We start from the raw sequence: 24352 nt of genomic DNA on the forward strand, positions 1-24352 counted from the left end.
ATGCCATCCTATCCGAATAATTCTGGTATTTTTTTAATAAACTTCACAAGATCATGGGGCACCTCTGGCATCAGTAAGACATTCGCAAAGAAATGCTCGCGATTATAGCGCTGCACCCAAAAATCATAACCCACACCCGGTTGAATCGACGGTGCTTGATGCAACCACTGGCCTAGAAGACTAATTAAATAATCATTGTAGAACTTCTCTTTACCGGCCAAATTGACAACTGCTTTAGCAAGTCGTTGATCTTCACCGAAGGCAAATGGCACTTTGATTTCTTGATAAGCTGCCATCACCGCCGTTAAGAAATAAAGCTTCTGAGCACGATTTAGCCGGCTCTCAGCCACTTCCTCAAGAATATTTCCTAGACGAGCATAAGCGTGGACCCAGCCTTTATCAGGCACATAACCACGCGCATCATTTTCTAAAATTGCGTAGAGCGTTAACTTTTGGATGACCTGCCAATATTGATGATCAGTGATGACATTACCGTACAAACGATCAGCCACAAGTAAAAACGAAATTAAAATCACCGCGACGGCACGACCAAAAGCCGCATCATTTTCCGGTTCCAATATATGACTGAAGAGCACATCATCTTGGATCAAATAAGCCAGCGTTGGCCAAATTTGTGCCGACGTAAAAGCTTGCCGGCCAACTAAGCCGTTAAAAATCAACAAGATTTTCTCATCACGTAATGCTGGATTCAAAATACCAATATTACTCAGCAACTGATCCAGTTCGTCATCACTGACTAGAGCACTATCGTCAGAATTATAAATCCGCTGCTCCAAACTGTTCAACGTTTTCTTTAGATCGGCTAAGTCACCACTAGCGATGGGCGCCACATGTTGCCGCCGTTTACTATATTCAACTGACCGCTTCAAGTGGCGTAATTGGTCAGTTAATTCGTCGAAATTCAAGCCTTGGCTAAATTGATGATAATAATCGCGCACAGCCAAGCGCACGCGCATAATTTCTTCTGCTGCTGCCAAAAAGATTACCTACTTTTCCATGATAAAAACTAATGATTGTTCTGTGCGAAATCAATAATTTGCTGACAAAACGCATCAAGCCGTGCTAAATCGGCCCGATCGCTGTCCAAATTAATTTTCAAAACGGCGGTCGCTCGTTGCGCACCAAGATGAGCAAGCTTCTGATCAAATAAATCTAACGCCCGCCCAAAATAACGATGCTGAATTGAGCTAGAGCCTGTCAAAGCATAGTACTTGCCACGTAAATCAACGGTTTCAAGTGCGTCAAAAAACGCCACCGCTTCATCGGGCAACTGTCCCTCATAATAAGTATAACTAACCAGCACTACCCCAGCAAAATCGGCCAAATGTTCAATCGGAAAACTGGCCATTTCGGCTAACTCAATTGGCTGCTTAAGCGTTGCGAATTGTTGATTAAGGTATTGGGCTACTTTCTCGTTACGACCAGATTTACTGGCATAAATAAGCGCAATTTTGTCAGACATGATTCCACACTCCTCAATTAACTACATAACTTTGATTTTAACATAGAAAGCCGACAAGCAGTACCGACACTGAGATAAATCGTATATTGAAATGATTAAGAAACTAAATTCTTGAAAAATCATGGTCGAATTAGTCCAATTGAGAATCTTTAAAATTACTTTTAGGTGAGACTCTCGTAGCTAGTCAAGATAATCTGTTGATCGTGTTCATTCCGCAGCAGACGATTCTATAAATTTTGTACAGTACGCCAATTGGTGCATTTGCATTGCAGCCACGTTTTTGTACACGAAGAAACGCTAATCTAGGAACTGGCTTAGTCATGTGGATTTTATATTTTAATTCACGCTCCTATATAAGGAGCGACTCACGTTGAGTTTTAAAACCACGACGCCGAGTTTATTTCAATTCACGCTCCTGTATAAGGAGCGACGTTTTTAGTTGGGTGAGGTTGTCCGGTGAACTATTTCAATTCACGCTCCTATATAAGGAGCGACGGAAATGATTCGCAAAGCTATGCGCGGCTCAAAATTTCAATTCACGCTCCTATATAAGGAGCGATGACGAGAACGACTTTGCCTATCGCAATGATAAATTTCAATTCACGCTCCTATATAAGGAGCGACGCTTCGCTGTCTAACATCTTGATCATGTCAGCCGTTATTTCAATTCACGCTCCTATATAAGGAGCGACTCTTATTAACAGTTACGTGACCATCAGAGTGCTATTTCAATTCACGCTCCTATATAAGAAGCGACGGCGGCAACTTTACATTTGGATTTGGCAAGGGCAAATTTCAATTCACGCTCCTATATAAGGAGCGACTTGAAGCAGGCATTCCCGAAAAGAAAGCCGCACAATTTCAATTCACGCTCCTATATAAGGAGCGACTAGCAACATTTTCTCCAACAACCCAAGTGGGCCTGATATTTCAATTCACGCTCCTATATAAGGAGCGACGCGCTAACCTTCGTCAAGCTCTCCTCTAGGCGCAATTTCAATTCACGCTCCTATATAAGGAGCGACATCGGCCATCAATGTTCTTTTACCAGGCCGAGATTTCAATTCACGCTCCTATATAAGGAGCGACGCTGAAAATTAATTGGAAGGGTCTGTTGGTTAATTTCAATTCACGCTCCTATATAAGGAGCGACATTGATCATCACCGCGAATAACTGCTTGCTGGATTTCAATTCACGCTCCTATATAAGGAGCGACTAGCAGCATTGCCGTCTTTTGCCTTGCCGTATGCATTTCAATTCACGCTCCTATATAAGGAGCGACACTCGCTCAACACAGCCTACAAAAATTCGTTTGATATTTCAATTCACGCTCCTATATAAGGAGCGACTTCACAATACGGGGGGCTAAGTCATGCCATTTAAATTTCAATTCACGCTCCTATATAAGGAGCGACAAAATTGCATATGAACAAAATCACCCGAATTATATTTCAATTCACGCTCCTATATAAGGAGCGACTTCAAACAGTTCCATATACACAACACTTTGTTATATTTCAATTCACGCTCCTATATAAGGAGCGACGACCCTCTTCATAGGGCAAATATAACGGTTGATTATTTCAATTCACGCTCCTATATAAGGAGCGACACTGGCGCTAGTAACATAATCAACCAACCGCTATTTCAATTCACGCTCCTATATAAGGAGCGACAAGGGTAAAAACAATAGTATGTTTCCCGGTAATATTTCAATTCACGCTCCTATATAAGGAGCGACAGCAAAACCTGAATTGCATTAAGCTTTTGTTTTATTTCAATTCACGCTCCTATATAAGGAGCGACGTATCACCCATAACAATTCCGAGCGTATCATCTATTTCAATTCACGCTCCTATATAAGGAGCGACATCGTTAGCGTGCCATAGTCTAACACCGTTTTATTTCAATTCACGCTCCTATATAAGGAGCGACCCTGAGAAGCGTTCGTCCTGGACTAGCAAACTTATTTCAATTCACGCTCCTATATAAGGAGCGACACCGACGCTAACTTTTACGCTACCTAAGTTGTTAATTTCAATTCACGCTCCTATATAAGGAGCGACCGTGATTTTATGCAAAAACCACTAAAAAATGCGAATAACAATGAATTATTCTGAATATATTATTTGAAAAATAAAATCACAAGTAAAAAAGTTATGAAAAATAGGTTTTTTCTGGTGCGAACCCGCCAGGCTTTTTCTGTTTGTATCAACCTCGCACTAGAAAACTAACGTGTCATTATGCAAGTCGAAAACCTCTTTGGTTCCAAAAGTCTCAATTTTATTTTGGTAGTTTTTCCCCAATCGATAGAACTTTAGGCTGTCCTCTTGATCATTAATCAATGCCAAAAGCTCAATTTTCATTTTTGTAAACTGATCATAACTTAAATAACATTCAAAAACTGAATTCTGAACCCTTTGTCCATATTGCTCACACTTCTTGGCAACTTTACGTAAACGTTTTTGACCTTTTTTATCTACTAGAGAAATATCATACGCAACAACAATTAGCATAAATTCACTTCCATAAAAACGGCGGATATTGGTCTAAATCCCCTCGTAAATACCTACTGAGCAATAATGCTTGTGTATACGGAATTAGGCCCCACTCAATTTTCTCATTTAAATACGGATGAGTCATCGTTTCGTTCTTACGTTTCTGCCACGCGTCGAAGAATTTCTTGCGGCCGTCATCAGTCAACAAAACGGCCCCGTTTTCCTTGACAGTAAAATCTTTGACATTCACAATTTGTTGATTGACCAATCTCAAAACAAAACGATCTGCTAATGGTGCCCGCAATTCTTCCATTAAATCTAATGCCAATGAAATACGGCCCGGTCGATCCGTATGCATAAAACCAACATACGCATCTAGCCCGACACTTTCAAGAGCAGCTGCACATTCATGACCCAGCATGGTATAAGTTAACGATAAAAGTGCATTAACTCGATCAAGTGGTGGTCGTTTACTACGACCATTAAATTGAAAATCGGCAGCTTGCTGCAAAATAAATTGACCGAAAACCGAGTCATAGCGATTAGCCGCTTGTCCTTCAATACCTCTTAGCGAATCAATGTCAGTTACGGCTAAACAACTAGTAATAGCTTGCTTCAACTCATCAGAAATTATTTTGCACTGCGGCACATTGATGCGAGCAGCATGATCACGAGTCATTCGTTCAATGACCCAACGTTGATTATAAATTTTACCAACAATAAAATTTTGAGCAATTGCCAATGCCTGATCTGTACTTTCAGAAACTGCATACTGCGTCTTTCTTAGGAGCACATTACCATTATTCTCACCAACTAATCGACAAGTCAAAAGGCCTGTTCTAGAGACAAATGCTAACCCAATTTTATTTTCTGTGCAGTACCGCATTAAAGCTGGACTAACACCACGATAACCAACTGAAACAATTGACTCAATATTAACCAATGGTACGCGTGATTTATTCTCGTCAATTATAACAACGAGATTGCCACCATCTAAAGCCAAGTATGCTTCTGGGGAGTTAATATAGATTGTATTTAAAAGTTTACGCACTATGCTAGCCTCCGTTTTAGGTAAGTACTAACAGCTTCTTTTTTAGAAATTTCTGGTAAACAAATGTCTTTCAAGGAACAACGCTCACATTTCTTACTAGGCCGAACAACCGGCGTATGCCGACGCTGCCACAATTGATGCATTGCTTGACATGTTGCTTGTAGCTCTTGTCGTTCCGGAGGGCCAAAATCTATTTTCTCACGAGTATGAGTTTCATTAAAGTATAGAAAACCGTAATCGATCCGACAAACTAACATTTCTTCTAAACAGACTATTTCCGCAAACAACTGCATCTGATCACTTTGATCAGTCTTCAAATGACCATGTTTATATTCAACTGGATGCACTTGAAATAGTCCTTGATGTTCGGCCAATGAAATTCCTTGTTGATTACGCCGAAACTCCACAGCATCGCAAACACCATAAATACCATATTCACGAGAATGAATTGGTAATCCGCGGACAGTTAATAAATCACCACGTTTTTCCTTGATGGTCTCATCATGAACTCGCTGATGAACTTGTTCACCTTCAGTAGTCAGATAATTATCTTGCCACTGTTGTTCGATATGAGTCAAAGCCCACTGTCGCGGACAAAAACGATAATGCTGAATCCCAGAAATCATTAAAAAATCTTGTTCATCATACGCCATATCCACAACACTTATGCTTCTGGATAAATCTTCAAATCGACACCAGGTAATTGATCAACAACTGATAGTTTATAATCGGCAACTTGGTGAGGAATGACATTTGCCTCAACTGGTGTCACTTGAACTGAACGATGTACTCGTGCGGACGGATATTTACCCAATTTTGAGGGATGAGTCCACCAATACAGCTTGACTACTTCCATGCTACCTTCAGGACGAGCAGAAGAAGCGTCATTCTCAAATAGGGTTAATAAAGCTTGCTTGATTTGTTCGGCGTCTTCAGCACTAAAACCAGTTTTTTCTGCTAATTGTGTGTTAATACTGCCGTTGACAACATAATAGCCGAAATCAACATAGTGTTTCATCCCCATCGTGTCTGAGCCACGGCCGCCGCCTGGTTCTGAGTTAACACTTTTGGTAATTTGCATATCATTGATCGTAATCGGATTGACAGACTCAGCAATTTGAACTGAAACTGGTCCGCGTACAGGAATCGAAACACCATTGCTACTATCCTTGCCTTTCTTGAAGGCAAAAACTTGACCAAAACTGCGCACATCTAACCAAGTCTGACAAGCAATGCGCGCATAATCATCAGCATCTTTGCTGTCTTTAAGTTCAGGAACTGATTCAGCACGTGCTTTTAAACTATCAAAGCCATCATTTTTACGGTCATTAGATTGGACAAAAATAGCATTTCCCATATCTTGAAGGCGATTACGAATCTTGCGTTTAATAGCAACGTCGGATACTTCACCATAACCAGCAAAATTCTGTCGTGGTCGATTGCCATTTAAAGGATCACCATTAGGATTGGCGTTATGAACCGCAAACACCAATTTAAAATCAATTTTATTCTGGAATTCAGTCATTACTTTCTACCTCCGTCATTTTGTTTTTATTCAATAATGCTTCTCGTTGGGAATAATATCCTAACAGGTATTTGCCATTCAGTGGCTGATCGTTATAATCACCTTCACTGAATTTTGTGATGACCTCACCCCAGATACGTTGATAGTATCCTTGAGCAGTTGCTGCCTCTAGGTAAGGTAATAATGCGTTATGAATCGTGCTCAACGTGCTCATTGGCCGGACACTAAAAGTTGACATATAGCGTAAAGCATTAGTTGAGCGTGTACTAGTCGTTTTTCCTTGCGCTTGCGACTTGCTCCATAAAACCCTAGCCTCAACAACGTCAGCAATTGCTAATAACCGACCGAATAAATAACTACGATCTGTGGTCTCCTCATTTAAAGCCACTGTAAATTCCTCCTTTTGATAAAACTTTCGATTCACCGAACAAGCAATACTTAACAAATCACGCCAACGCCCTTGTTCACTTTCTTTAAAAACGGTCGGTCGACTGGTCCGATTATTAATATTACGAACAATTGATAGTGGGATTGGCTTCTCATCAATTACGCATGGAATTAATGTTGAAACCATACTCTTAATCAAACTATCCTTAGTATTTTCACCTAACGCGGCCTGGGCAATCTTTCGAAGTGACGGCGTACCATAGACTTGTTTAGGCTTTTTATCCTCAAAAATTTGTAGCCGCCAACTAGTTGTCTCGTACCAATTCATTAATCGGTTAAAAAAGACGTCTTGATTGATCGTCCGATAGTCGAGAATTGCCAAGCGACCAGGAACAGCAGCATCCAATTGTAATAAATGAGCTTGAGCTAAATAGTTGCTCTGATCAAATTGAGTGCGATAACCAAGCATGGCCAAATTTAATTCATGACTAAAAATTTGACTAGTGGCTAAGGGCAGTTCTTCTGCTGAACTAATTTTTCGAATAGTTTCTGTTGAACTGGCAGTGATGTCCGGTGCCTGACTTATTTTGTTGCTAAGCCATGTTAAGTAAACACGGCCATCAATTTGACTGCCTTGTAATGAGATCAGCCAGGTTAAGGCGTTATGAGCTTTTTGCGAAGATGCTAGGCCAACTTGTACCACCTGACTTTTATCGGTAAAACGGCCACGATACGTGTAACCTGAAGAATCATTACCTGAAATAATTTTAGCGCCATCACCAGGATTTCTAATAAAACGCGGGCTCTTGTCAGTTAAAATCGCCTTCTTACCAGTAACATAGTCTAAGCCATAGACACTAGCGTCAGCTTTGTCGAAGGTTGATTGGTAATAGGCGTAATAGCTGTCAAAAATTGATTTATCTTCCCACACGGGCGTTAAATCCACCGTATCAAAGCGAACGAAGGCACTCAGTTGATCATTACCAGTTATCACTGAAAAAATTGGTGGTTTTTCCTGAGTACTTTCCTTAGGCCAAGCCGGCAGCACTTTTTGTTCGCTATCCACAAAAAGAATACCAGCCGCCACTAAATCATGAACCAAAGTACCTTGTTTTAAATATTCATAAATAATTTTGACACGAGGATGGCTATTATCTGAATCAACCCAATTACCTAGCGCAGTCAGATATGCCTGATAAGCACCAGCCTTTTTCTTTTTTCCACCATAACTAAGATAATCGCCGGCGACATACTCCAATTTATCATGTAAAGGATGTGGAGCTATTTGCGTTGTGCGATTGGCAGAATCAATTGTCGTGGGAATGACAGTTGTTGCATGATCTTTATCGACAACTCGAGCATGACGAAAAGTACCATCTTTGTTCACAGTCACTTCAATCTGGGCGCGCTGTGTCGCTGCTGCAACCGGTAACAAATAACCATGACGTTTTTGAAGTTCTGTTTCCTGACCAATTTGATCCGTATTCGCCTGATAAACGTCAATTAAATCACTAAAAAGTGTCACAAATACACCTCCCTACTCATCATCGACAAATGAGAAATTATTCTCATCAAAATTCTTACTAGTCATCCGACGTAAATTAGGCCGGACTAATTGACACTCTTCTGGGCGCGGAAACTTAATGACACCATTTTTCATCTCAGCTTGCCAAAAACGTACATCTAACTGATTACGGCCATTAGTATCCGGATAATTGAACCCATGAAACATGACGCCAAAGTCAATCTCAGGTATTTGATCATAAGGACCCGATGTTTGCGTCGAATCAGTCAATGGTTCGACGTACCCTTGACACTCGCGAGTCCCTAGAAAAATATCACGCCGACCACCAGCATTAATTGCCCGATTAGCAATGGCAAAATGTTTGTCTTCATTCCAATCACGCTTTAAATCTGGGCGCTGTTTGTTCCATTCAAAATGTGCTTTCACTTCGTAAGCCACATCACACAAGTAACTGGCATAACTTAAATTTGGTTTAGGACTGTTGTAGTCCATTGGCCGCACACCTCTTGATTCCATTTGGATTGGTTTTAAAACATGCAATTGATCGATGACCCAAATAATCGTGGGCTTCCAGTAGATCGATGAGGTGATGCCAACAAGTGACTCATATGTTGGCACCGAATAAGATTCTTTCTCACCACCGCCCTTCGTCAAAGGATCTGTGAACAACGCATATTTTCCATGAACCAAATACGAAACTTGATTCCAAAGCTGATCCATTACAAAACCTCCTTATCATGTGATAATTATTTTTGTTCATTGTGATACAATGTAATTGATTGTCAGTTGCCAAATAATGCGCTTACAAGAATATCATAGTCCACATTTTAAAAAAGTCAATACAATTTATATTATTTCTATGAAAAGCATCAAGGAGATAAGATGACAATTCACTCACCATTCGTCGCCCATATTCTCGTAAACGATAATTCAATTACGACTTCAAGTTCAGACATTCAATTACTGGTTGATCATTTGCAGCAAGCAGCAAAACTAGCAGGAAAATACGGCCAGGATTTTGGTTTACCCACGGCTTGTTATCTAGCGGGGCTGCTCCACGATTGTGGTAAATACTCCGATGAATTTCAGGATTATATCCGCTTGGCTCAAATTCATCCCGACCAAGCCATTCGTGGTAGTGTTGATCACAGCTATGCCGGCGCATTGTTAATCTGGGAGCTTACTCACAGCGCGGAAAATAAAAATCAGAATACCAAAATAATCGGCGAACTGATCAGTAATGCGATCAGCGCCCATCATTCTCAATCGCTAAATGATTACTTAGTACCTGAGCCTAGTGGACAGGTGCCTAGTTTCATCAAACGCCTATCTCTAGATCATATTGCTGACCAAAAAATACGGTTCAAGTACTTCCCGCAGATAAAAGAACGTTTCTTTACCGAAATAATTAGTCAAAACGAACTTAATGATTTAATTGACCTAGCCAGCAATGAACTAAGTCAGCTTCAAGACAAGAACACTTTAAACGACCGTGATTACTTTTTTATTGGTCAAAATATCTTCAGTGCTTTAATTGATGCTGATCGAACAAACACCATGCTTTTCGAACTAAACAAATCTGACTTTTCTCAGGACAACCGGCAATACTTGACGACATATCGTCAAAAACTTGAAAAAAAAATAACTGAAATGGCTCAATCAGACAGTGCCAACCAAGCGATCAATCATGATCGGTCACATTTATCAGCTGAGGCTGCAGCGGCAGCCAGTCGACCAACTGGTATTTACCGGCTATTAATTCCGACTGGTGGTGGCAAAACTTTAGCTAGTATGCGTTTTGCGCTTAAACACGCTCAGGTGAATCAACAGCAAAGAATTATCTTTATTGAACCATTCACCACAATTATTGAGCAAAATGCCGAGGTTTTTCGTAAAATATTCACTGATCCTAACCGACCCGAAACGGACTTCATCGTTGAACATCATTCAAATTTGGTTGATGACCAAGCTTTACCGGCAAATCCAACCGCAGCGCAAATTCGTTACCAGCAACAAATTCAATTGATTCACGATACTTGGGATGGACCCGTTGTTTTCACCACCAGTGTGGCCTTTCTTAACGCGATTTTTGGCAGTGGTACCCGAAATTTACGTCGCTTTCACAACTTAAACAATGCTGTGATTATTTTTGATGAAGCCCAGGCTTTTCCTTTGAAAACATTACAAATGTTTGTTAGCGCCCTAAATTACCTAAAGAAATTGGCCAATACGACTTCTGTTTTATGTACCGCCACTCAACCAGCTTTGGATATTCTACCGGAAGGTCTTGAATTCTCAGCTGATAGAGATATCATTCCCGATTATGAGACAATCGAACCGCACTTCTCACGAGTAAAAATCAATAATTGCTGTCGTTCTGCACAGTACTCAGTTAACGACATCGTTGACCTAACCACTGAAAAGTTGACTGATCATCCGAACACCTTAGTTATTTTAAATACAAAAAAGATTGTACATGAGGTTTATCAACAATTAGCCAACTTGCATCTTCCCAACACTAAAATTTTTCATTTGAGCACGAACATGTGCGCGCAGCATCGCCTTGATTTATTAAATGGCACCAATGATTCAAGTGCCATCATTGGCCAACAAATTGGCATCAAGGCTGAGTTAAAAAATAACAGTAAAGAGCGGATTATCGTGGTAACAACGCCACTCATTGAAGCCGGCGTTGATATTAGTTTTAGTGCAGTGATTCGTTCAATGACGGGCTTGGACTCAATTGCTCAAGCTGCTGGCCGCTGTAACCGTAATAATGAAATGCCTCAAGGTGGCGACCTGTATCTGATCAATCCTAACAGCCAAATTGAAAATATCAGTTCAATGAAGGACTGGGATGATGCTAAAATCTTAAGTTCGCGGATACTTGATCTGTATGAAGAGACACCAACCGACTTATTAACGGCCACTGTTCAGCAAGAGTATTTTGAATTTCTTTATCAGAAAAAAAATAATCTTGAACTGCAATACCCTGTCAATAATGGAATCAAACTTTATCAATTGCTCGCTGATAATCCAGTCTCAGAATATAATCTTCCCCAAGCACTATCACCGACCGTCAATTATTTAGCCAGCAGTCCTAAATATATTGCTAATCACTTTCAGGTCATTAATGATCTGGGCCATGCTGTGATAGTGCCCTACAATGACGAAGCAAAGGAAATCATCAATCAATTGTTGACTACCGAAAAGATCGACTTCACTCTCTTAAATCAATTACTAAAACGGAGTCAACGTTATACGATCACGATTAGCCAGCAAGAGTATATACACTTAAAGCAAAATCGCCTGCTACTGCCAATTGGGGCACTGATTAATTCACCTCATGCCAAGGAACTACTTGATTCGGCTTATCAAAGTTATCAACCAGAGTATGGTCTGGAATTAGATCAACCAGTTACAACTTTTAACTGCTTCTAAAAAAGGCAACTGACCTTATGGCCAGCTGCCCTTTTCAACACCTTACATTGTATCTATATTTCAATCCACGCATAGCTATCGCTAACACGACTTCATAATCATAAGCCATTTGTAACCAATTGACAAATGTCCTGAACGATTGGGAAGTGTCCAAAAACCAAGCAATTATTGGACACACTGATTAAAACTACTACTTTGAAGATGATTCCTATTTCAGTAATTAATCATTAGCGGCGTAAATAAAAAAGTTCTAAGCGCAATTTTTCAGCGCTCAGAACTTTTTTGTTTATGCCGCTGGCAGGAGTCGAACCTGTACACCCGTGAGGATACAGCGACCTGAACGCTGCGCGTCTGCCAATTCCGCCACAGCGGCAATAACAAGTACTATTTTACCAGATATTCGCAAAAAAGAAAGTAGGTATCTAGAAATAGTCAAAATAATTCTTGTTTTATTAGGCATATCTGAATTAATGCTCGGCAGCAGTGTCAAATTAGTCCACTGCATCATTAAGCGCATGTTGCTGATCAATCGTCTGATTTAACTTGAAATTAGCGCCTAACAATAAAATGACAAACAACAACAACGCCCAAGGATAAATGCTTAATCCGACCCAGTTGGCAACTAAACCAAACAATGGTGGCGCGAAGGTGCTGCCAATGTACGCCGAGGCCATTTGCACACCAATAACGGCTTGGGAAGTTTCGGCGCCAAAATTAAAAGGTGTTGCATGAATGATCGACGGATAAATTGGCGCACAACCTAAACCGACAATCACCAACCCGAACAAAGCAAAATAATCAGTCGTCAATGGCAGCACGATGGCAATCACTCCGACTAAGACGCCCAAACTGCCCAACACAATCAGTTTACGATCCCCTAACTTATCAGCAACCAACCCAGACAAAAAGCGACCAATGGTAATGCCGATATAAAAGAGCGAAGCAAATTTAGCTGCAGTCGCGGGCAAGACTTGACGCGCCTGAACTAAGAAACTGCTGGCCCATAAACCAGCGATTGCCTCCAGTGAACAGTAACTAATAAAAGTTAACAAGGCGATTTTAAGCCCAGGAATTCGTAAAATCTCTGGCAGGCGCATGGCTTTTTTACGAGTGGCACTAGCTTCGGCCTGACTGCCTGTGGAGATCTTCCACAAGGGCAAGCTGATGAAAAGCACTGCGGTTAAAATCACTTGTAAAATACCGACGATCCAGTAACCAGCGTGCCAACCCAGCTCATGGGTCAAGGCGTAACTCATAATATAAGGACTGATTGCCGCACCAACGCCCCAGAAACAATGGAGCCAGTTCATTTGGCGAGAATTAAAATGCAAGGCCACGAAATTGTTCAAAGCGGCGTCAACTGCACCAGCACCTAAACCATAAGGAATCGCCCACAAACAAAGCTGCCAGAATTCCGTTGAAATTGAGAAACCAAACAACGCTACCGCAGTGGTCAGCACACTTAGAGCCGTCACCATCCCCGCCCCTAACTTGCGGGTCATCCGATCAGAAAATAAACTGGAAATAATGGTGTCGCCGGCGATGATCATCGTGACCATGCCCGCGTACGAAACCGGCACGTTCAATTGCGTATGCATCACTGGCCAGCCGGCTCCAATCAATGAGTCCGGCAAACCTAAACTAATAAACGCCACATAAATAATACCTAATAACAGAGAAAACATTTAGCAACAATCCCCTTATTTAAAGATACAATGACCTCATTCTAGCGAAAATTAAATCGGTTTGCTAGCGCTTTAACGAAATTGTTTGTTTTAATCTTTCAGAAATAAAACCGAAATTGCCAGAACCACTAAAATTGGCCTTGACCAAACATTCGTTCGTAAGTATATTAGAAGTATCTTAAACAAAGGAATTTACTCATGACAACTACTTTCACGCTTCCTAACTTACAGCCAACCCAGTTTACTGACCTTCTTAAAGTTGAGGATCATTACTTAAGTGAGGTCGAAATTAGCCAACAACAAGTCGACCAATTGGAAATTTATCACGCCATTATTGAACAGGCCCGACTGACCCAATTAGATTTACATAATTGCGATTTAGCTAAGTTTGACCTAAACCAAGTCGAAATTAAAAATTGTGACTTCTCAAATTGTCATTTTGAAGAAGCCACCTTTTATCAAGTTCATTTTGTAAATTGTAAATTAATTGGCGCCACTTTTGACCAAGCTTATTTAGGCGACGTCACTTTTGAAAATTGCCAATTAAGTCTAACTAATTGGCATCAAGTGACGGCCAAGCAAACGGCTTTTACTGACTGCGATTTAAGTGACGCCGATCTAAGTGAGGCCAAATTAACGAAAACGACTTTTTCAGGAAGTCGTTTGGAACAAGCTAGCTTTTTGGGCACTAGTTTAAAAAAGTTGGATCTTAGCGAAAGTATTTTTAAGAACCTTGGCGTCCAAATGGGCGATCTTTATGGCGTTAAATTAGATCAAGAACAAGCGGCGCGGTTCGCGCAAATCTTTTTAAACGTGAAAATTAGTGATCCAACGGATTAAATTCTAAAAAGCTATTGAAACTGGCACTGAAATTCGATAAAATAGCTCTTGTGGTTAAATAATTACAATTTAATCCTTGCGGGTGTAGTTTAGTGGTAAAACACTAGCTTCCCAAGCTGGAGTCGCGGGTCCGATTCCCGTCACCCGCTTAACGATGGAATCCTTGGTGGACAAGGGTTCTTTTTTTGTGGGCTATTTTTCGAAACTTGTTGATGGCACAAATAGTGTTAAAGACCAAAGCTTTTTTGAGAAGAGATTTCTTAGTGGACTTAAAAGATAGAAGATTACTTTTGCATCATCATGATATCAACAAATTACGAAAACATGATTTTTTACTTTTCCACGCTTGCTGGCCCACCAAAAAAACATTCCCCTAAATATCAAACACTAATAACTTTTCTGAATCGGCAAAACTATCGTACACGGTGATTCAGATTTAAATACCAGTAACTCAAAATTTGTTCTTTATTGTATACTTTCTTAAACATATAGTTAAAATAATGAAACCAACTAATATTATTAAAACAGAAAATAATAAGCAAAGCCAAGGTATTCTAATTGGAGAAAAAAGTTGTCTGCCAGTTTGCCAAAACAGATTAAAGTTTGCCCTAAATATTGGTCCGAATGTTATAGCAGCAACTATTATGATATTAGCTGCTATTCTGAAATTTAGTTGTTTTATAAAAATTGTGCTAAGATCATTTATCATCGTAATAATGAGGTCCAGAGGCAACAGATAAATAAGTAGTTGGACAATTTTCTGAACAATAGTTTGTTTGCTACCTAATGGATACTGCCAACTAATTCTTTCTGGAGTGTAGTGAACTGTACATAACACCACGCTAAATGCTATTACCAAAATTAGAAACGTAATAAATGTAAGCATGTTAAGCATAAAGTTTGAAAACAGAAGACTCCTTCTATTGGGGGTACTCAATAACAACAAGCGATTAGTTTCAGAATCAAAATCCTCGCGCCAAATACAATTGAATAAAAATATAAGAATAGATAATATTATTGGATTAGCCAGGACTGTAGTTACAAACAGGAGAAAGCCAGGAATAGATAAAGAATAATTATCGATCATAATAGTTTGTCCGGTCTTTTTTAGAAATCGATCCCTAGTTAATTCTTTACTTACTGTCTGAGGGGTTTTCTGAAGATACTGATCAGAGAAATTTGGAATAAGACCGTTTATGTCGGTTGAGAAAGTAAGCATCTTTTCATGGTGATGACGATAATTTATCTCATTCTTAGCTTTTTTTGCTTTGCTTGTTTGAACCAGCTCGTATAAAAGCTGCTTTTTTAATTTAACGATGCGCCAGTAATCACGTTGTTCTGGCTTAATCTTTTGTGGCTTAGCTGGCACATCTCGTAGATCATTTGCAAGTAGCTCGCTCTGTTTATCCAATCTTAAAACTGTCCTAGCATTAGTCTGATCAATTTGTTGAGCAGTGATTATAAATAACAAAGTCACGAAAAAGGCAGCCAGCGCGATGATTACCAGAATGAAGTGCCTACGTTGATATTGTTTCAACCCCAATCGCATAATATTGATTGTTTTCATAGTTTCTTACTCCGGTAAAGTTCTGAATAACGCGCTTCTACATCGCTAGAAAGCTCTTCTAAACTTAAGCCACTGTTCGTCTTAAAAATTATCTTCTTGGTGACTTTTGATAGCTCCTCGAGATTATGGGAAGAGACGATAACAATTTCTTGTTTTTTACTTAAAGACTTAAGCAAATCCCGAATAACGATAACACTATCAGGATCTAATCCATTTAACGGTTCATCCATCAAGAGTATTTTTGAGTTAGGTAATAGACTCAGTGCAATTAGTAGCCGCTGCTTTTGACCAAGTGACAGTTTTTTAGTTGGTAAATCAATAAAAGTTGTCACTTCTAAATATTCGCAGACCCTACTAAGCCATTCTTGCTTAACGTCATACTGTTTAACAATGAAATTTAGATGATTGCGGCCTGTGAGGTAAGGGTAAAGTACTGAATTGTCTTGAACATAAGAAATGTTTTCAAAAACGTCCTTGGATGTTAAAGATTTATTGTTGAGCATGACTGTACCCTGTTTTGGCCGCAGTAGACCTGTAATGATATTAAATAGCGTCGTTTTTCCACTGCCATTCGGCCCAACCAATCCATATACACCATAATTTGTAATCAACAAATCAGCGTGATCATAGATTTTTTTCTTAGAAAAAGAAAAAGTTAAATCATGAATTCGTAACTCATCAGTCATCAATATTTCCTTTCCTTTCTCAAGCATAATCCTATGGGTACGAATAATAGAATCGCGCTAATTATTATTATCAGTGTTAATATTGTCAAACCAAAGAGCGAATCAAACGTGCCATAGTAATAGTTTAAATATCCGGTCGCAAGCCAATCGAAATTCAAGAATTGAAAGGGCGTTTTCGTATTTTGAGGAATGACGAAATATAAAAGTGGCACAAACGTCATCAAAGAAAGCGAGAATATTCTATTCCTGATCAGATAATTGATTGCAATGGTTAATGCACTGTTCAGAAGTAACAGCACCAGAATAAATAATATGAATTTCAATAAATAATTTGATAATGGTCTAAACTCAATTTGAAACGGTGAAAAGAAATTCGCATCATCACTTGCTGTTCCCCAAGAATACTGGCTAACTATATTTGGTCCCTTATGCCAATTTTGGACGGGATAAAGAAGGTCACCTAACCCAGAACGAAATTTTGCGTACAATAAAAATACTATTGTTGCGCCAGACACAACTGCTAAAGAAGTAAAATAGTGAACTACAAATTTTAAGCTAATCAGTTTTGAAGTTCTCACGCCATTAAGACGCATCCAGGCAAGATGATTTGTTTTATCAGTCCATTCAATACTTAAGATATCACCCAAAAAAATATTAATAATCGCTAATAGGATAAAAGCGCCACCGATTGATGCCCAAAACCAAATTTGCCCATAGCCAGTTGTATGAGACGATTTGAATATTTCAGCAAGAAAATCTAACTGATCAGCGGGAATGCTGTTGGTTAATTCAGTCATCGGATTACTCACAACCGTCAAAGGCAGATTAGCAGCAATTTTATTCTTTTTTAAATATTCCAGTTGCTTCTTTGTTGCTTCAGCCTCACCTGAGTGCAAATTGGGCATCAATGACTCGCCAGAATAACTCATCCATGGATTCTGAAGGTGCATACTATCATTAGCTAATAGCTGTGCCTGATAACCATTATTCTCTTTTAAGGCCAAATACTGCTTTTTTCGTTGTTTAAGCTCTTTTTTAGTGCCAGAATCAGTACCTGCAGTTTTTTTAAAGATCTGTAAATACGCTTGAAAATTGTCTAGGCTTTGATTTCTATGCTGAGCTTGCAAAAAAATTGTTAGCTCTAAGGAAAGAATCATTGCAATAATTAAAATAAAAAAACAATTACTAATTTTCTTTTGACGAGTAAGTTTCTTGAGCTCCAGAACAAACAACGTAACGCCCCCACTTTCGCTAATATTTTTCCGTAACAGTTCCTGCAGCAGGCACTTTAGAATTTTCCATTTTCTTTTTGTGTAAAGCATCTCAATATTCACATCATAGAATCCCAAGCAAATAATGTCAACGCTTTCTTTATTGCTCTAACTTAGGTACTGAAACTCCTCCAAAGCAATAGTTAATATCTGAACTATCTGTTACACTAGAGTTATGACAACAATATCCAACTAGGAGGTAGCAAATTATGAAACAATCTAGAATTGCGGGGATTGGCTATGTTGCCTTAGTTATTCTGTTATTGTTAAATATCTTGTTCTCAAATTTTTACAAGGGCGTCTTCGCAACCACTAGTGAAATGTTACTTTTTGATTTAATTGTTTCGCTGGCAATCGTCCTCTTCTTACAGAACCTTGCCCGAAAATCAGCTAAATGGGCGCTGATGCTTGCGGGAATTAGTAGTGGCATGATCATCGTGTTATTTATCGCTAATTATCGGCCGACAATTCCGGTATTTCAGTCAACTAATCTCACTTTCTTTTGCCTCAGTTTAATGCTAGTCAGTATTTTTGCGGGTAAACTGACTGCCTTCATTAAGCAGCAATCATAAATTTGTTAATGATAAAAAAGGACAATTCTACCATGAGAATTGTCCTTTTTTATGAGATATAGCTGTTATTCATTTTACTTTATTAACGTTATCTGCCTTTTAACGCTAAACTGTAAATAACGAAAAAAGAAGTACCATCACCGCAGTTCACTTAAAATCACTCATACAACTCCTGATACTTCAGTTCCAAATCAATTTGGTCACTATTTTCGCAATAAGTGAATTGTTGCCGCTGGAGGAAATAAACGCCTCGCGAGATTCGCGCCAGTTCAGTTAAATCGTGGGAAGCAATCAGCACCGTTCTTGAAGTTGCCAAGACGCTCAGTTCGGCGCGCATTAATCGCAGACTAGTGGGATCAATGCCATTGAACGGCTCGTCTAATAAAATAATTGGCGTTTCAGGCAACAAACTCATCGTTAAAAGCAATCGTTGCTTCATGCCAAGAGAATATTCTCTGACTCGTCGCGGCAAAAACGGTGTTATTTTCAAACGTTGACTAATAAGCGCCGTTTGTTGAACGTCGATCTGGCGGGCATTGGCAATAAACTGCAAGTGATCAGCGCCGGTTAGCTGAGGAAATAAGCAATCAATACTGGGACAGTAAGAAATATTCTGGAAAACAGCTTGCTGACTATTCGGCGACTGGTTCAGCAAAATGATGCCACTTTGCTGATGCCATAAATGAGTAATTAAATTAAATAAGGTTGTTTTGCCACTGCCATTTGGTGCAACTAAACCGTAAATTCCCGGTTGATTGATTTGCAAGTCGGCTTGATTGAAGATCACTTGCCGCTTGGAAAATTGAAAGTTCAATTGATTCACTGCTAAAATCATGCCCTCATCCCCTTCAGTTTATGGCTTCCTAAATACATTTGCTGGCCGTTTCGACGCTCATGCAGCTGATAAATCAAATCACCGCTAAATAATAACAGCCCGGTCCAGACTAGCAAGACAATAATCGTCAACCACCAATTTCCCGCGCCCATTTCCAAATAGCGGAAATGATCGACTGTTCGTTGAACATCAAAATAACTTAGTGGTGACCACCAAACCGGCGGTACCAGTAGACTTAATAAGCAAATAAACGCTGCACTAAACGTCGTCAGAACCGTTGAGCGAGTCATCACGGCCAACAACTGGTAACAAGCAAACGCAAACAACAACAATAAATAGCACAAACCGATTTTCAACAACAAGACTTGCCAAAGTGGTTTAAAAGCAAATTTCTTAAGTCCTTGCCAAATAAAAATTGGGTATTGTAAACTGCCCCATTCAGCAATTAACCGGCTACCTAATAGAAATATCCCCAAGATACTTAGCAAAATAAGCAGGCTGCCAATCGCTTTATTAATAAAGTTTGTATAATACTGGCGCCGCCAAGAAACTTGCGTCAAACGCAACCAATGGCTTTGGGATTCCTGTTTACTTAGTGACTGGGGCCAATCAAAGATAAGCATCATTAAGCAACTAATAATCAGCACCAACACTAGTGGTTGCCGTAAATAATGTTCTAAGAAATACCAGCCGGTGGTATAAAACCGCTGTGACGACCGCTGGAAAAAATTCTGATATTCTTCTTCAGATCCTGAATAACTAGTGGCCGTTTTCTCGTTGGTTAACATTCTGGTTGGAAACAAGGTCACTAACTTTTGTTGAGTCACGATTTTCAGCTCTTGAATTGTCGCTTTGGTTTCATTATTGTGAAATGGATCTTTGCCATTGCTATCAAAAACCATCACATGATAAAACACATCAGGATAAATCTGTCTACCAGATCGCTGGCGCGAAATATATTTAGGCAAGCTTTGGGCATAGTTTTGCGCATATTCAGCGGGATCCTTCAATGAAGCTAATTGGAATTTGGCTGACCCATATGTTCCGGCATCATCAGGCCGGTTAGCCCAACGTTTAGCCGAAGCCTTTAAGTATTCACGATAAGCAGTCACATAGCGTGTCTGTTGCTGTTGCTCGTGAAGTAGCCCGCCCCACATTACGCCCAGAATTAAGATGATCAGACCTGCCCATGGCCAACGACGACGTAATAGTTGCCAGTGAAACTTTAAGTACGCGCTCATCAAATACCTTCTTCCGCCATTAAAATGGCCACTGATATAACCAACTGAACGGATTAACACCCACTTGCAAGCTGGGTTGATCGGCAGTTAATAATAAAATGCCTACTAAACCAATTAACATCAAGCTTGTGAGCATTGGCGGCCATGACTTTACTTGGCTAACGATTAGTAGGACCATGATTAACATGACCAGTAGCACCAATACGAATAATAACCACAATAAGCGTTGATCCAGAAATGTGTGATCAACCAATGGATAATGCCAGCTACTGCGGTCTTTGGTAAATAGTGAGGGCTGACCAACTATTTTAGTTAATAAGGCCACCACGCCAAAAACAAATCCCAAATCTAACAAAATTTGTCCAGTCATTAAAAGAACTAACTGACGTATTAAATGCCAAGTTGAAGCCGCATTAAGTCGAATTAATGTAAATGAGGGGCTGCGTAATTGCAAGACTAAGGGCACTAAGAGCGTGAATAGCAACAAAATTAAGAACACTGGTTGCGTTAACGTCCTGAATAGAGCGAAGATACCGTTGGGATAAACGGTTGTCGCCAACTGGTCTTCTGGTATTAGCTGATGTTGATTTAAATATTGGCGTTGCCACTTTTTGTCCAAACTGGACTGCCGTGACTCAATCAATTCCCAATTGCCATATTTTTGATAATAACGTTCTGCCAACTGAATTTTTTGACGTTGCTTTTTTAAATACAAAGCTGTTTTTTGAAAATTCAAGGCGCCTAATTGCGTGCCGGCAGTTTCTGATATCTCAATTAAATCCAATTTTTGCGGCGGCGACAAAGTGCCATCAGAAAGGATTCTTTTCTCAAGCTGCTGACACTCGATGGTTAAATTTTTAACTGTTTGCGTGCGTAATTGCCGCATTTGATAATAATTGGCGAGAAAAATGGCCCCAGTCAAACTGAGTAAAATAATTAGCCGAAACCAACGATATTTCCGACTATTAAAGGCCACAAATAAGTAATGCATTGCCCTGACACCTCTTATTTGGTTTGATTAGTGTGGAATGAATTTAAGATTAGTGATTGAAAAAATCACTTTTACCTTTGCTATCTTTGAACGGCAATAACGCAATTTTTTAATGCCGAATTCTGAAAAATTTTTTAGCGATAAAACCTAACATGAAACAAAATAATGCCCATCCTAACAGGACTAAGCAACCAGTTGCCGGCTGCAAAGCGACTGGATTGACGCCTAACGATAATGAATTACGGCCCACAATAACCTTTGGCAAATCAAAATACGACCAAGGCAACCATTTAGCCCAAGGATTAGCGCTCATTTGTAACTGACTGAGACCAACAAACAATACTAAATTAAGACTTAGCGAAACAACATATGAACGGGTGAAGGCTGAAATCAAATAATTGGCACTGATAATTAATAGGCTAACGGCCAGTAAAATTAATAAAGTCCACTTAAGAAATGTGGCCGAAGTAACCAAAGTGCTGGTCACAGAATCTTTGGTGCCGGCTAAAGGATAAGCCAAATCGCCAAAACCGTTTTTGAATCCTAAAAAAAGACTGATCGGCAATAACGACAAAATCAGCATTAGCACACTGAGCAGACTAAAAGCCGCCACTTTAGTCACAATTTTTTTGAAAGGCGCTTCTGGCACTAAATTTAGGAAATTAGTTGCCGCCGGATCGTGATCGGAAATGAAAATTGGTGCATTTAATATAATCAATACTAAAATAAAAATAATCACCGGTACATTTTCAGCAAATAAATTAGTCAAGTAATTAATCATCGGCACTTGTTTACTGTTAGTGCTGTACAGCGTGATCTGCTGGTTCACCTTGTATGCCAGTTCTTTTACTAGCACTTCTTGATCAATCCTTGGTCGACTAGATAATTGTCCCGCAGTCATCATTTTCAAGTTAAAGCGCTCATAGTGATATAAAGCGCGATTAATCCGAGGTACATTCTGGGGCGTATTACCTGCGGCCATCGTTGTTTCGACCTGTTCAAGTAAGCGAATCACTTTTTTGGTATTGTGATAAGCACCTTGGGCCGCTTTAACTGACTTCAGGTCTTCGGCCGATTCACGTTCATCTGCTAAAAGTTGCTGGTATTGTTGCTGTTCCCAACTAAATGTGTCGTTTTGAATTTTTTGGTAATTATAAAATGTTAGTGTCACCAGCAACAACGCCAATAGCCAATTCGTTTTATTTTTAAGAAAACGAGTTAATTCAAATCTAATCATGATTAACTACCTCATCAGCATATACTCGTAAATAAGTTGTTTTTAATTCGGTAGTTGTCGGTTGCTCCAGCTCTTGAACAATGACACCTTGCTTCAAAAACACCACGTGATTACAAAGCTCGCTAACATTGTCGAGGATATGGGAAGAAATCAGAACGGTTTTGTTACGGTCGGCATATTTTTGCAAGGCATGTGAGAAGACGTGTAAGTTTGTTGGATCTAAACCATTCATTGGTTCGTCAAGAATTAAGATTGGGGCGCTACTCAATAACGCCATTGCCAACAATAATTGCTGCTTCATCCCCAGTGAGTATTTGCCAATTCGCCAATCAACAAATTCATTAATTCGCGTTTGCAGAATGATTTCTGCTAGTTCTGTTGTTGAATGCCAAGCTTTTTTTACGTATCGCAAATAATCCCGCCCGGTCAAATAAGGCAAAAAAATAGCTGTACTTTCAGCAAAGAAAAATTGACGTCGATACTCAGTACGATGTGTCGGTACAGCACCGTTCAACTCAATCTGACCAGTTGCTTGCGCTAAGCTTGTCATCCCTCGCATTAACGTTGTTTTCCCACTACCATTTGGCGCAACTAGCCCAATGATCTCGCCATTGGCAATCTTTAAGTTTAGTGAAGTAATGATATTTTTGTGGCCATAATAAACGGAGAAATTATCCAATATCAGCATGAACACTCACATCCCAAAATGTTAATCATTTAACAATTTAAGCTTAGCACAAAAAATAAAATTAAAAAGCGCTTTCAATCACAAAAAACTAATTTAGTGATTACTTAAGAAATGCGGTGTTTACTCTAATTCATATTTTCGACTTTGAATTTTCAATTAAGCTGTTGTAAAGGCGCGCATTTGCAAATCTGAATCACAATAACTTTAAGTCCCTATCCTAATAAATTTATCGTTTCCAAACAAAAAATTCCCCAGCATGATTAGCTTAGCTATTTAATCATGGTGAGGAATTTCAATTGTTATTCTTTACTTAACCTTCTCTGAAGAACGATTACCTGAATAAATTTACCAGTGAACTGATTAAGGCTGTCAGGCCGGCCACAGTGAAGACAATGCCGAAAATAAGACTGTCCCATGCGGCAAATCCAATAAAGCCACTTTTTGATTTGACCTTGCCAGTCTTTAATTTTTTAAAATACTTGACGGTCGTCAGCAATTCCCAAATGCCAACGACTAACAAAACTATCCCAAAAGCTAATGGGACGATTTGATTTGCATTCATGAAGACGCCTCCCCTGAAAATATTGGTTTATTTAAGATAGGCTTGCACGGCGCTAATTAAAGTACTTAGTCCGATTGCTGCGATAATTAGTCCAAAAGCCAAGCTCAACCACAATGAGAAATCAATATGAAAGTTACGTTGCCGAATTTTGTGACTTGCCGCTGAATTGAAATACTTCACGAAACTAATCAGCTGCCAAACACCAGCGATGAACACGACCAGACCAAAAATGCCCGGTCCCAAAACATTGTCAACATCCATCGCTA

Annotated in this window: 22 protein-coding genes, 2 tRNA genes and 1 CRISPR repeat array; of the genes, 4 read left to right on the forward strand and 20 right to left on the reverse strand. The window is 39.6% G+C overall.

Annotation, left to right across the window (positions count from 1 at the left end):
* Nucleotides 1-8: 8 nt before the first annotated feature.
* From EKM82_RS01735 to cas5c, 8 genes are all read right to left on the reverse strand, one after another.
* A complete protein-coding gene (locus EKM82_RS01735) occupies nucleotides 9-998 on the reverse strand; it encodes a DUF2785 domain-containing protein (RefSeq protein WP_125766607.1) in 990 nt (329 codons plus the stop codon).
* A 29-nt stretch (nucleotides 999-1027) separates the two neighbouring features.
* Nucleotides 1028-1483: a flavodoxin domain-containing protein gene (locus tag EKM82_RS01740; protein WP_125766608.1), complete on the reverse strand. Its 456-nt coding sequence runs from the start codon at nucleotides 1481-1483 to the stop codon at nucleotides 1028-1030.
* Nucleotides 1484-1816: 333 nt separating this feature from the next.
* A CRISPR array of direct repeats spans nucleotides 1817-3550; the repeat unit is 32 nt; unit sequence ATTTCAATTCACGCTCCTATATAAGGAGCGAC.
* 156 nt (nucleotides 3551-3706) lie between these two features.
* Complete coding sequence (gene cas2 / locus EKM82_RS01745; RefSeq protein ID WP_125766609.1) at nucleotides 3707-4000, reverse strand: CRISPR-associated endonuclease Cas2; 294 nt, start codon at nucleotides 3998-4000, stop codon at nucleotides 3707-3709.
* Nucleotides 4001-4004: 4 nt separating this feature from the next.
* Complete coding sequence (gene cas1c / locus EKM82_RS01750) at nucleotides 4005-5033, reverse strand: type I-C CRISPR-associated endonuclease Cas1c (protein WP_125766610.1); 1029 nt, start codon at nucleotides 5031-5033, stop codon at nucleotides 4005-4007.
* Nucleotides 5033-5686, reverse strand: a complete 654-nt coding sequence (gene cas4 / locus EKM82_RS01755; protein ID WP_125766611.1) for a CRISPR-associated protein Cas4 — start codon at nucleotides 5684-5686, stop codon at nucleotides 5033-5035. The genes cas1c and cas4 overlap by 1 nt, the downstream gene beginning before the upstream one ends.
* Nucleotides 5687-5697: 11 nt before the next feature.
* Complete coding sequence (cas7c, locus tag EKM82_RS01760; RefSeq protein ID WP_125766612.1) at nucleotides 5698-6558, reverse strand: type I-C CRISPR-associated protein Cas7/Csd2; 861 nt, start codon at nucleotides 6556-6558, stop codon at nucleotides 5698-5700.
* The gene (gene cas8c / locus EKM82_RS01765; RefSeq protein WP_125766613.1) at nucleotides 6551-8470 is read right to left on the reverse strand and encodes a type I-C CRISPR-associated protein Cas8c/Csd1; all 1920 of its coding nucleotides are present in this window, start codon (nucleotides 8468-8470) and stop codon (nucleotides 6551-6553) included. The genes cas7c and cas8c overlap by 8 nt, the downstream gene beginning before the upstream one ends.
* A gap of 12 nt (nucleotides 8471-8482) precedes the next feature.
* Nucleotides 8483-9190, reverse strand: coding sequence for a type I-C CRISPR-associated protein Cas5c (gene cas5c / locus EKM82_RS01770; protein WP_125766614.1), 708 nt, complete (start codon nucleotides 9188-9190; stop codon nucleotides 8483-8485).
* Nucleotides 9191-9352: 162 nt separating this feature from the next.
* Here cas5c and cas3 point away from each other — a divergent pair, with 162 nt between their 5' ends.
* Nucleotides 9353-11911: a CRISPR-associated helicase Cas3' gene (cas3, locus tag EKM82_RS01775; RefSeq protein ID WP_125766615.1), complete on the forward strand. Its 2559-nt coding sequence runs from the start codon at nucleotides 9353-9355 to the stop codon at nucleotides 11909-11911.
* A gap of 289 nt (nucleotides 11912-12200) precedes the next feature.
* Here cas3 and EKM82_RS01780 read toward each other — a convergent pair.
* A tRNA-Leu gene (locus tag EKM82_RS01780) sits at nucleotides 12201-12284 on the reverse strand.
* A gap of 118 nt (nucleotides 12285-12402) precedes the next feature.
* Nucleotides 12403-13596, reverse strand: coding sequence for an MFS transporter (locus EKM82_RS01785; RefSeq protein ID WP_125766616.1), 1194 nt, complete (start codon nucleotides 13594-13596; stop codon nucleotides 12403-12405).
* Nucleotides 13597-13794: 198 nt separating this feature from the next.
* Here EKM82_RS01785 and EKM82_RS01790 point away from each other — a divergent pair, with 198 nt between their 5' ends.
* On the forward strand, nucleotides 13795-14436 hold the full coding sequence (locus EKM82_RS01790; protein WP_125766617.1) for a pentapeptide repeat-containing protein: 642 nt from the start codon (nucleotides 13795-13797) through the stop codon (nucleotides 14434-14436).
* 78 nt (nucleotides 14437-14514) lie between these two features.
* Nucleotides 14515-14585, forward strand: a tRNA-Gly gene (locus tag EKM82_RS01795).
* Between the two features lie 302 nt (nucleotides 14586-14887).
* Here the strand turns inward: EKM82_RS01795 and EKM82_RS01800 are convergent.
* Genes EKM82_RS01800 through EKM82_RS01810 form a run of 3 tightly spaced genes read right to left on the reverse strand, consistent with a single transcriptional unit; the run spans nucleotide 14888 to nucleotide 18023 of the window.
* The gene (locus tag EKM82_RS01800) at nucleotides 14888-16003 is read right to left on the reverse strand and encodes a hypothetical protein (RefSeq protein ID WP_125766618.1); all 1116 of its coding nucleotides are present in this window, start codon (nucleotides 16001-16003) and stop codon (nucleotides 14888-14890) included.
* Nucleotides 16000-16689, reverse strand: coding sequence for an ABC transporter ATP-binding protein (locus tag EKM82_RS01805; RefSeq protein ID WP_164508049.1), 690 nt, complete (start codon nucleotides 16687-16689; stop codon nucleotides 16000-16002). The genes EKM82_RS01800 and EKM82_RS01805 overlap by 4 nt, the downstream gene beginning before the upstream one ends.
* On the reverse strand, nucleotides 16689-18023 hold the full coding sequence (locus EKM82_RS01810; RefSeq protein ID WP_125766620.1) for a hypothetical protein: 1335 nt from the start codon (nucleotides 18021-18023) through the stop codon (nucleotides 16689-16691). The genes EKM82_RS01805 and EKM82_RS01810 overlap by 1 nt, the downstream gene beginning before the upstream one ends.
* 146 nt (nucleotides 18024-18169) lie before the next feature.
* Between EKM82_RS01810 and EKM82_RS01815 the strand changes: the two genes are divergently transcribed.
* Nucleotides 18170-18532: a hypothetical protein gene (locus tag EKM82_RS01815; protein ID WP_125766621.1), complete on the forward strand. Its 363-nt coding sequence runs from the start codon at nucleotides 18170-18172 to the stop codon at nucleotides 18530-18532.
* A 157-nt stretch (nucleotides 18533-18689) separates the two neighbouring features.
* Here the strand turns inward: EKM82_RS01815 and EKM82_RS01820 are convergent, their stop codons facing one another.
* The 7 genes from EKM82_RS01820 to EKM82_RS01850 form a co-directional block, all read right to left on the reverse strand.
* Entirely contained in the window at nucleotides 18690-19367 is a 678-nt protein-coding gene (locus tag EKM82_RS01820; RefSeq protein WP_125766622.1) for an ATP-binding cassette domain-containing protein, read from the reverse strand.
* On the reverse strand, nucleotides 19364-20608 hold the full coding sequence (locus EKM82_RS01825) for a hypothetical protein (RefSeq protein ID WP_125766623.1): 1245 nt from the start codon (nucleotides 20606-20608) through the stop codon (nucleotides 19364-19366). The genes EKM82_RS01820 and EKM82_RS01825 overlap by 4 nt, the downstream gene beginning before the upstream one ends.
* Before the next feature lie 19 nt (nucleotides 20609-20627).
* A complete protein-coding gene (locus EKM82_RS01830) occupies nucleotides 20628-21599 on the reverse strand; it encodes a hypothetical protein (RefSeq protein ID WP_125766624.1) in 972 nt (323 codons plus the stop codon).
* A 109-nt stretch (nucleotides 21600-21708) separates the two neighbouring features.
* Nucleotides 21709-22836 carry a hypothetical protein gene (locus EKM82_RS01835; RefSeq protein WP_125766625.1) on the reverse strand — a complete coding sequence of 376 codons (1128 nt, stop codon included), beginning with the start codon at nucleotides 22834-22836 and terminating at the stop codon, nucleotides 21709-21711.
* Nucleotides 22829-23524: an ATP-binding cassette domain-containing protein gene (locus EKM82_RS01840; protein ID WP_125766626.1), complete on the reverse strand. Its 696-nt coding sequence runs from the start codon at nucleotides 23522-23524 to the stop codon at nucleotides 22829-22831. The genes EKM82_RS01835 and EKM82_RS01840 overlap by 8 nt, the downstream gene beginning before the upstream one ends.
* A 331-nt stretch (nucleotides 23525-23855) precedes the next feature.
* Nucleotides 23856-24086, reverse strand: a complete 231-nt coding sequence (locus tag EKM82_RS01845) for a hypothetical protein (protein WP_125766627.1) — start codon at nucleotides 24084-24086, stop codon at nucleotides 23856-23858.
* Nucleotides 24087-24113: 27 nt separating this feature from the next.
* Nucleotides 24114-24347 (reverse strand): hypothetical protein, encoded by a 234-nt coding sequence (locus EKM82_RS01850; RefSeq protein WP_125766628.1) that lies wholly within the window; start codon nucleotides 24345-24347, stop codon nucleotides 24114-24116.
* Between the last annotated feature and the right edge of the window lie 5 nt (nucleotides 24348-24352).

The organism is Lapidilactobacillus wuchangensis, from assembly GCF_003946645.1.
Taxonomy (GTDB): Bacteria; Bacillota; Bacilli; order Lactobacillales; family Lactobacillaceae; genus Lapidilactobacillus; species Lapidilactobacillus wuchangensis.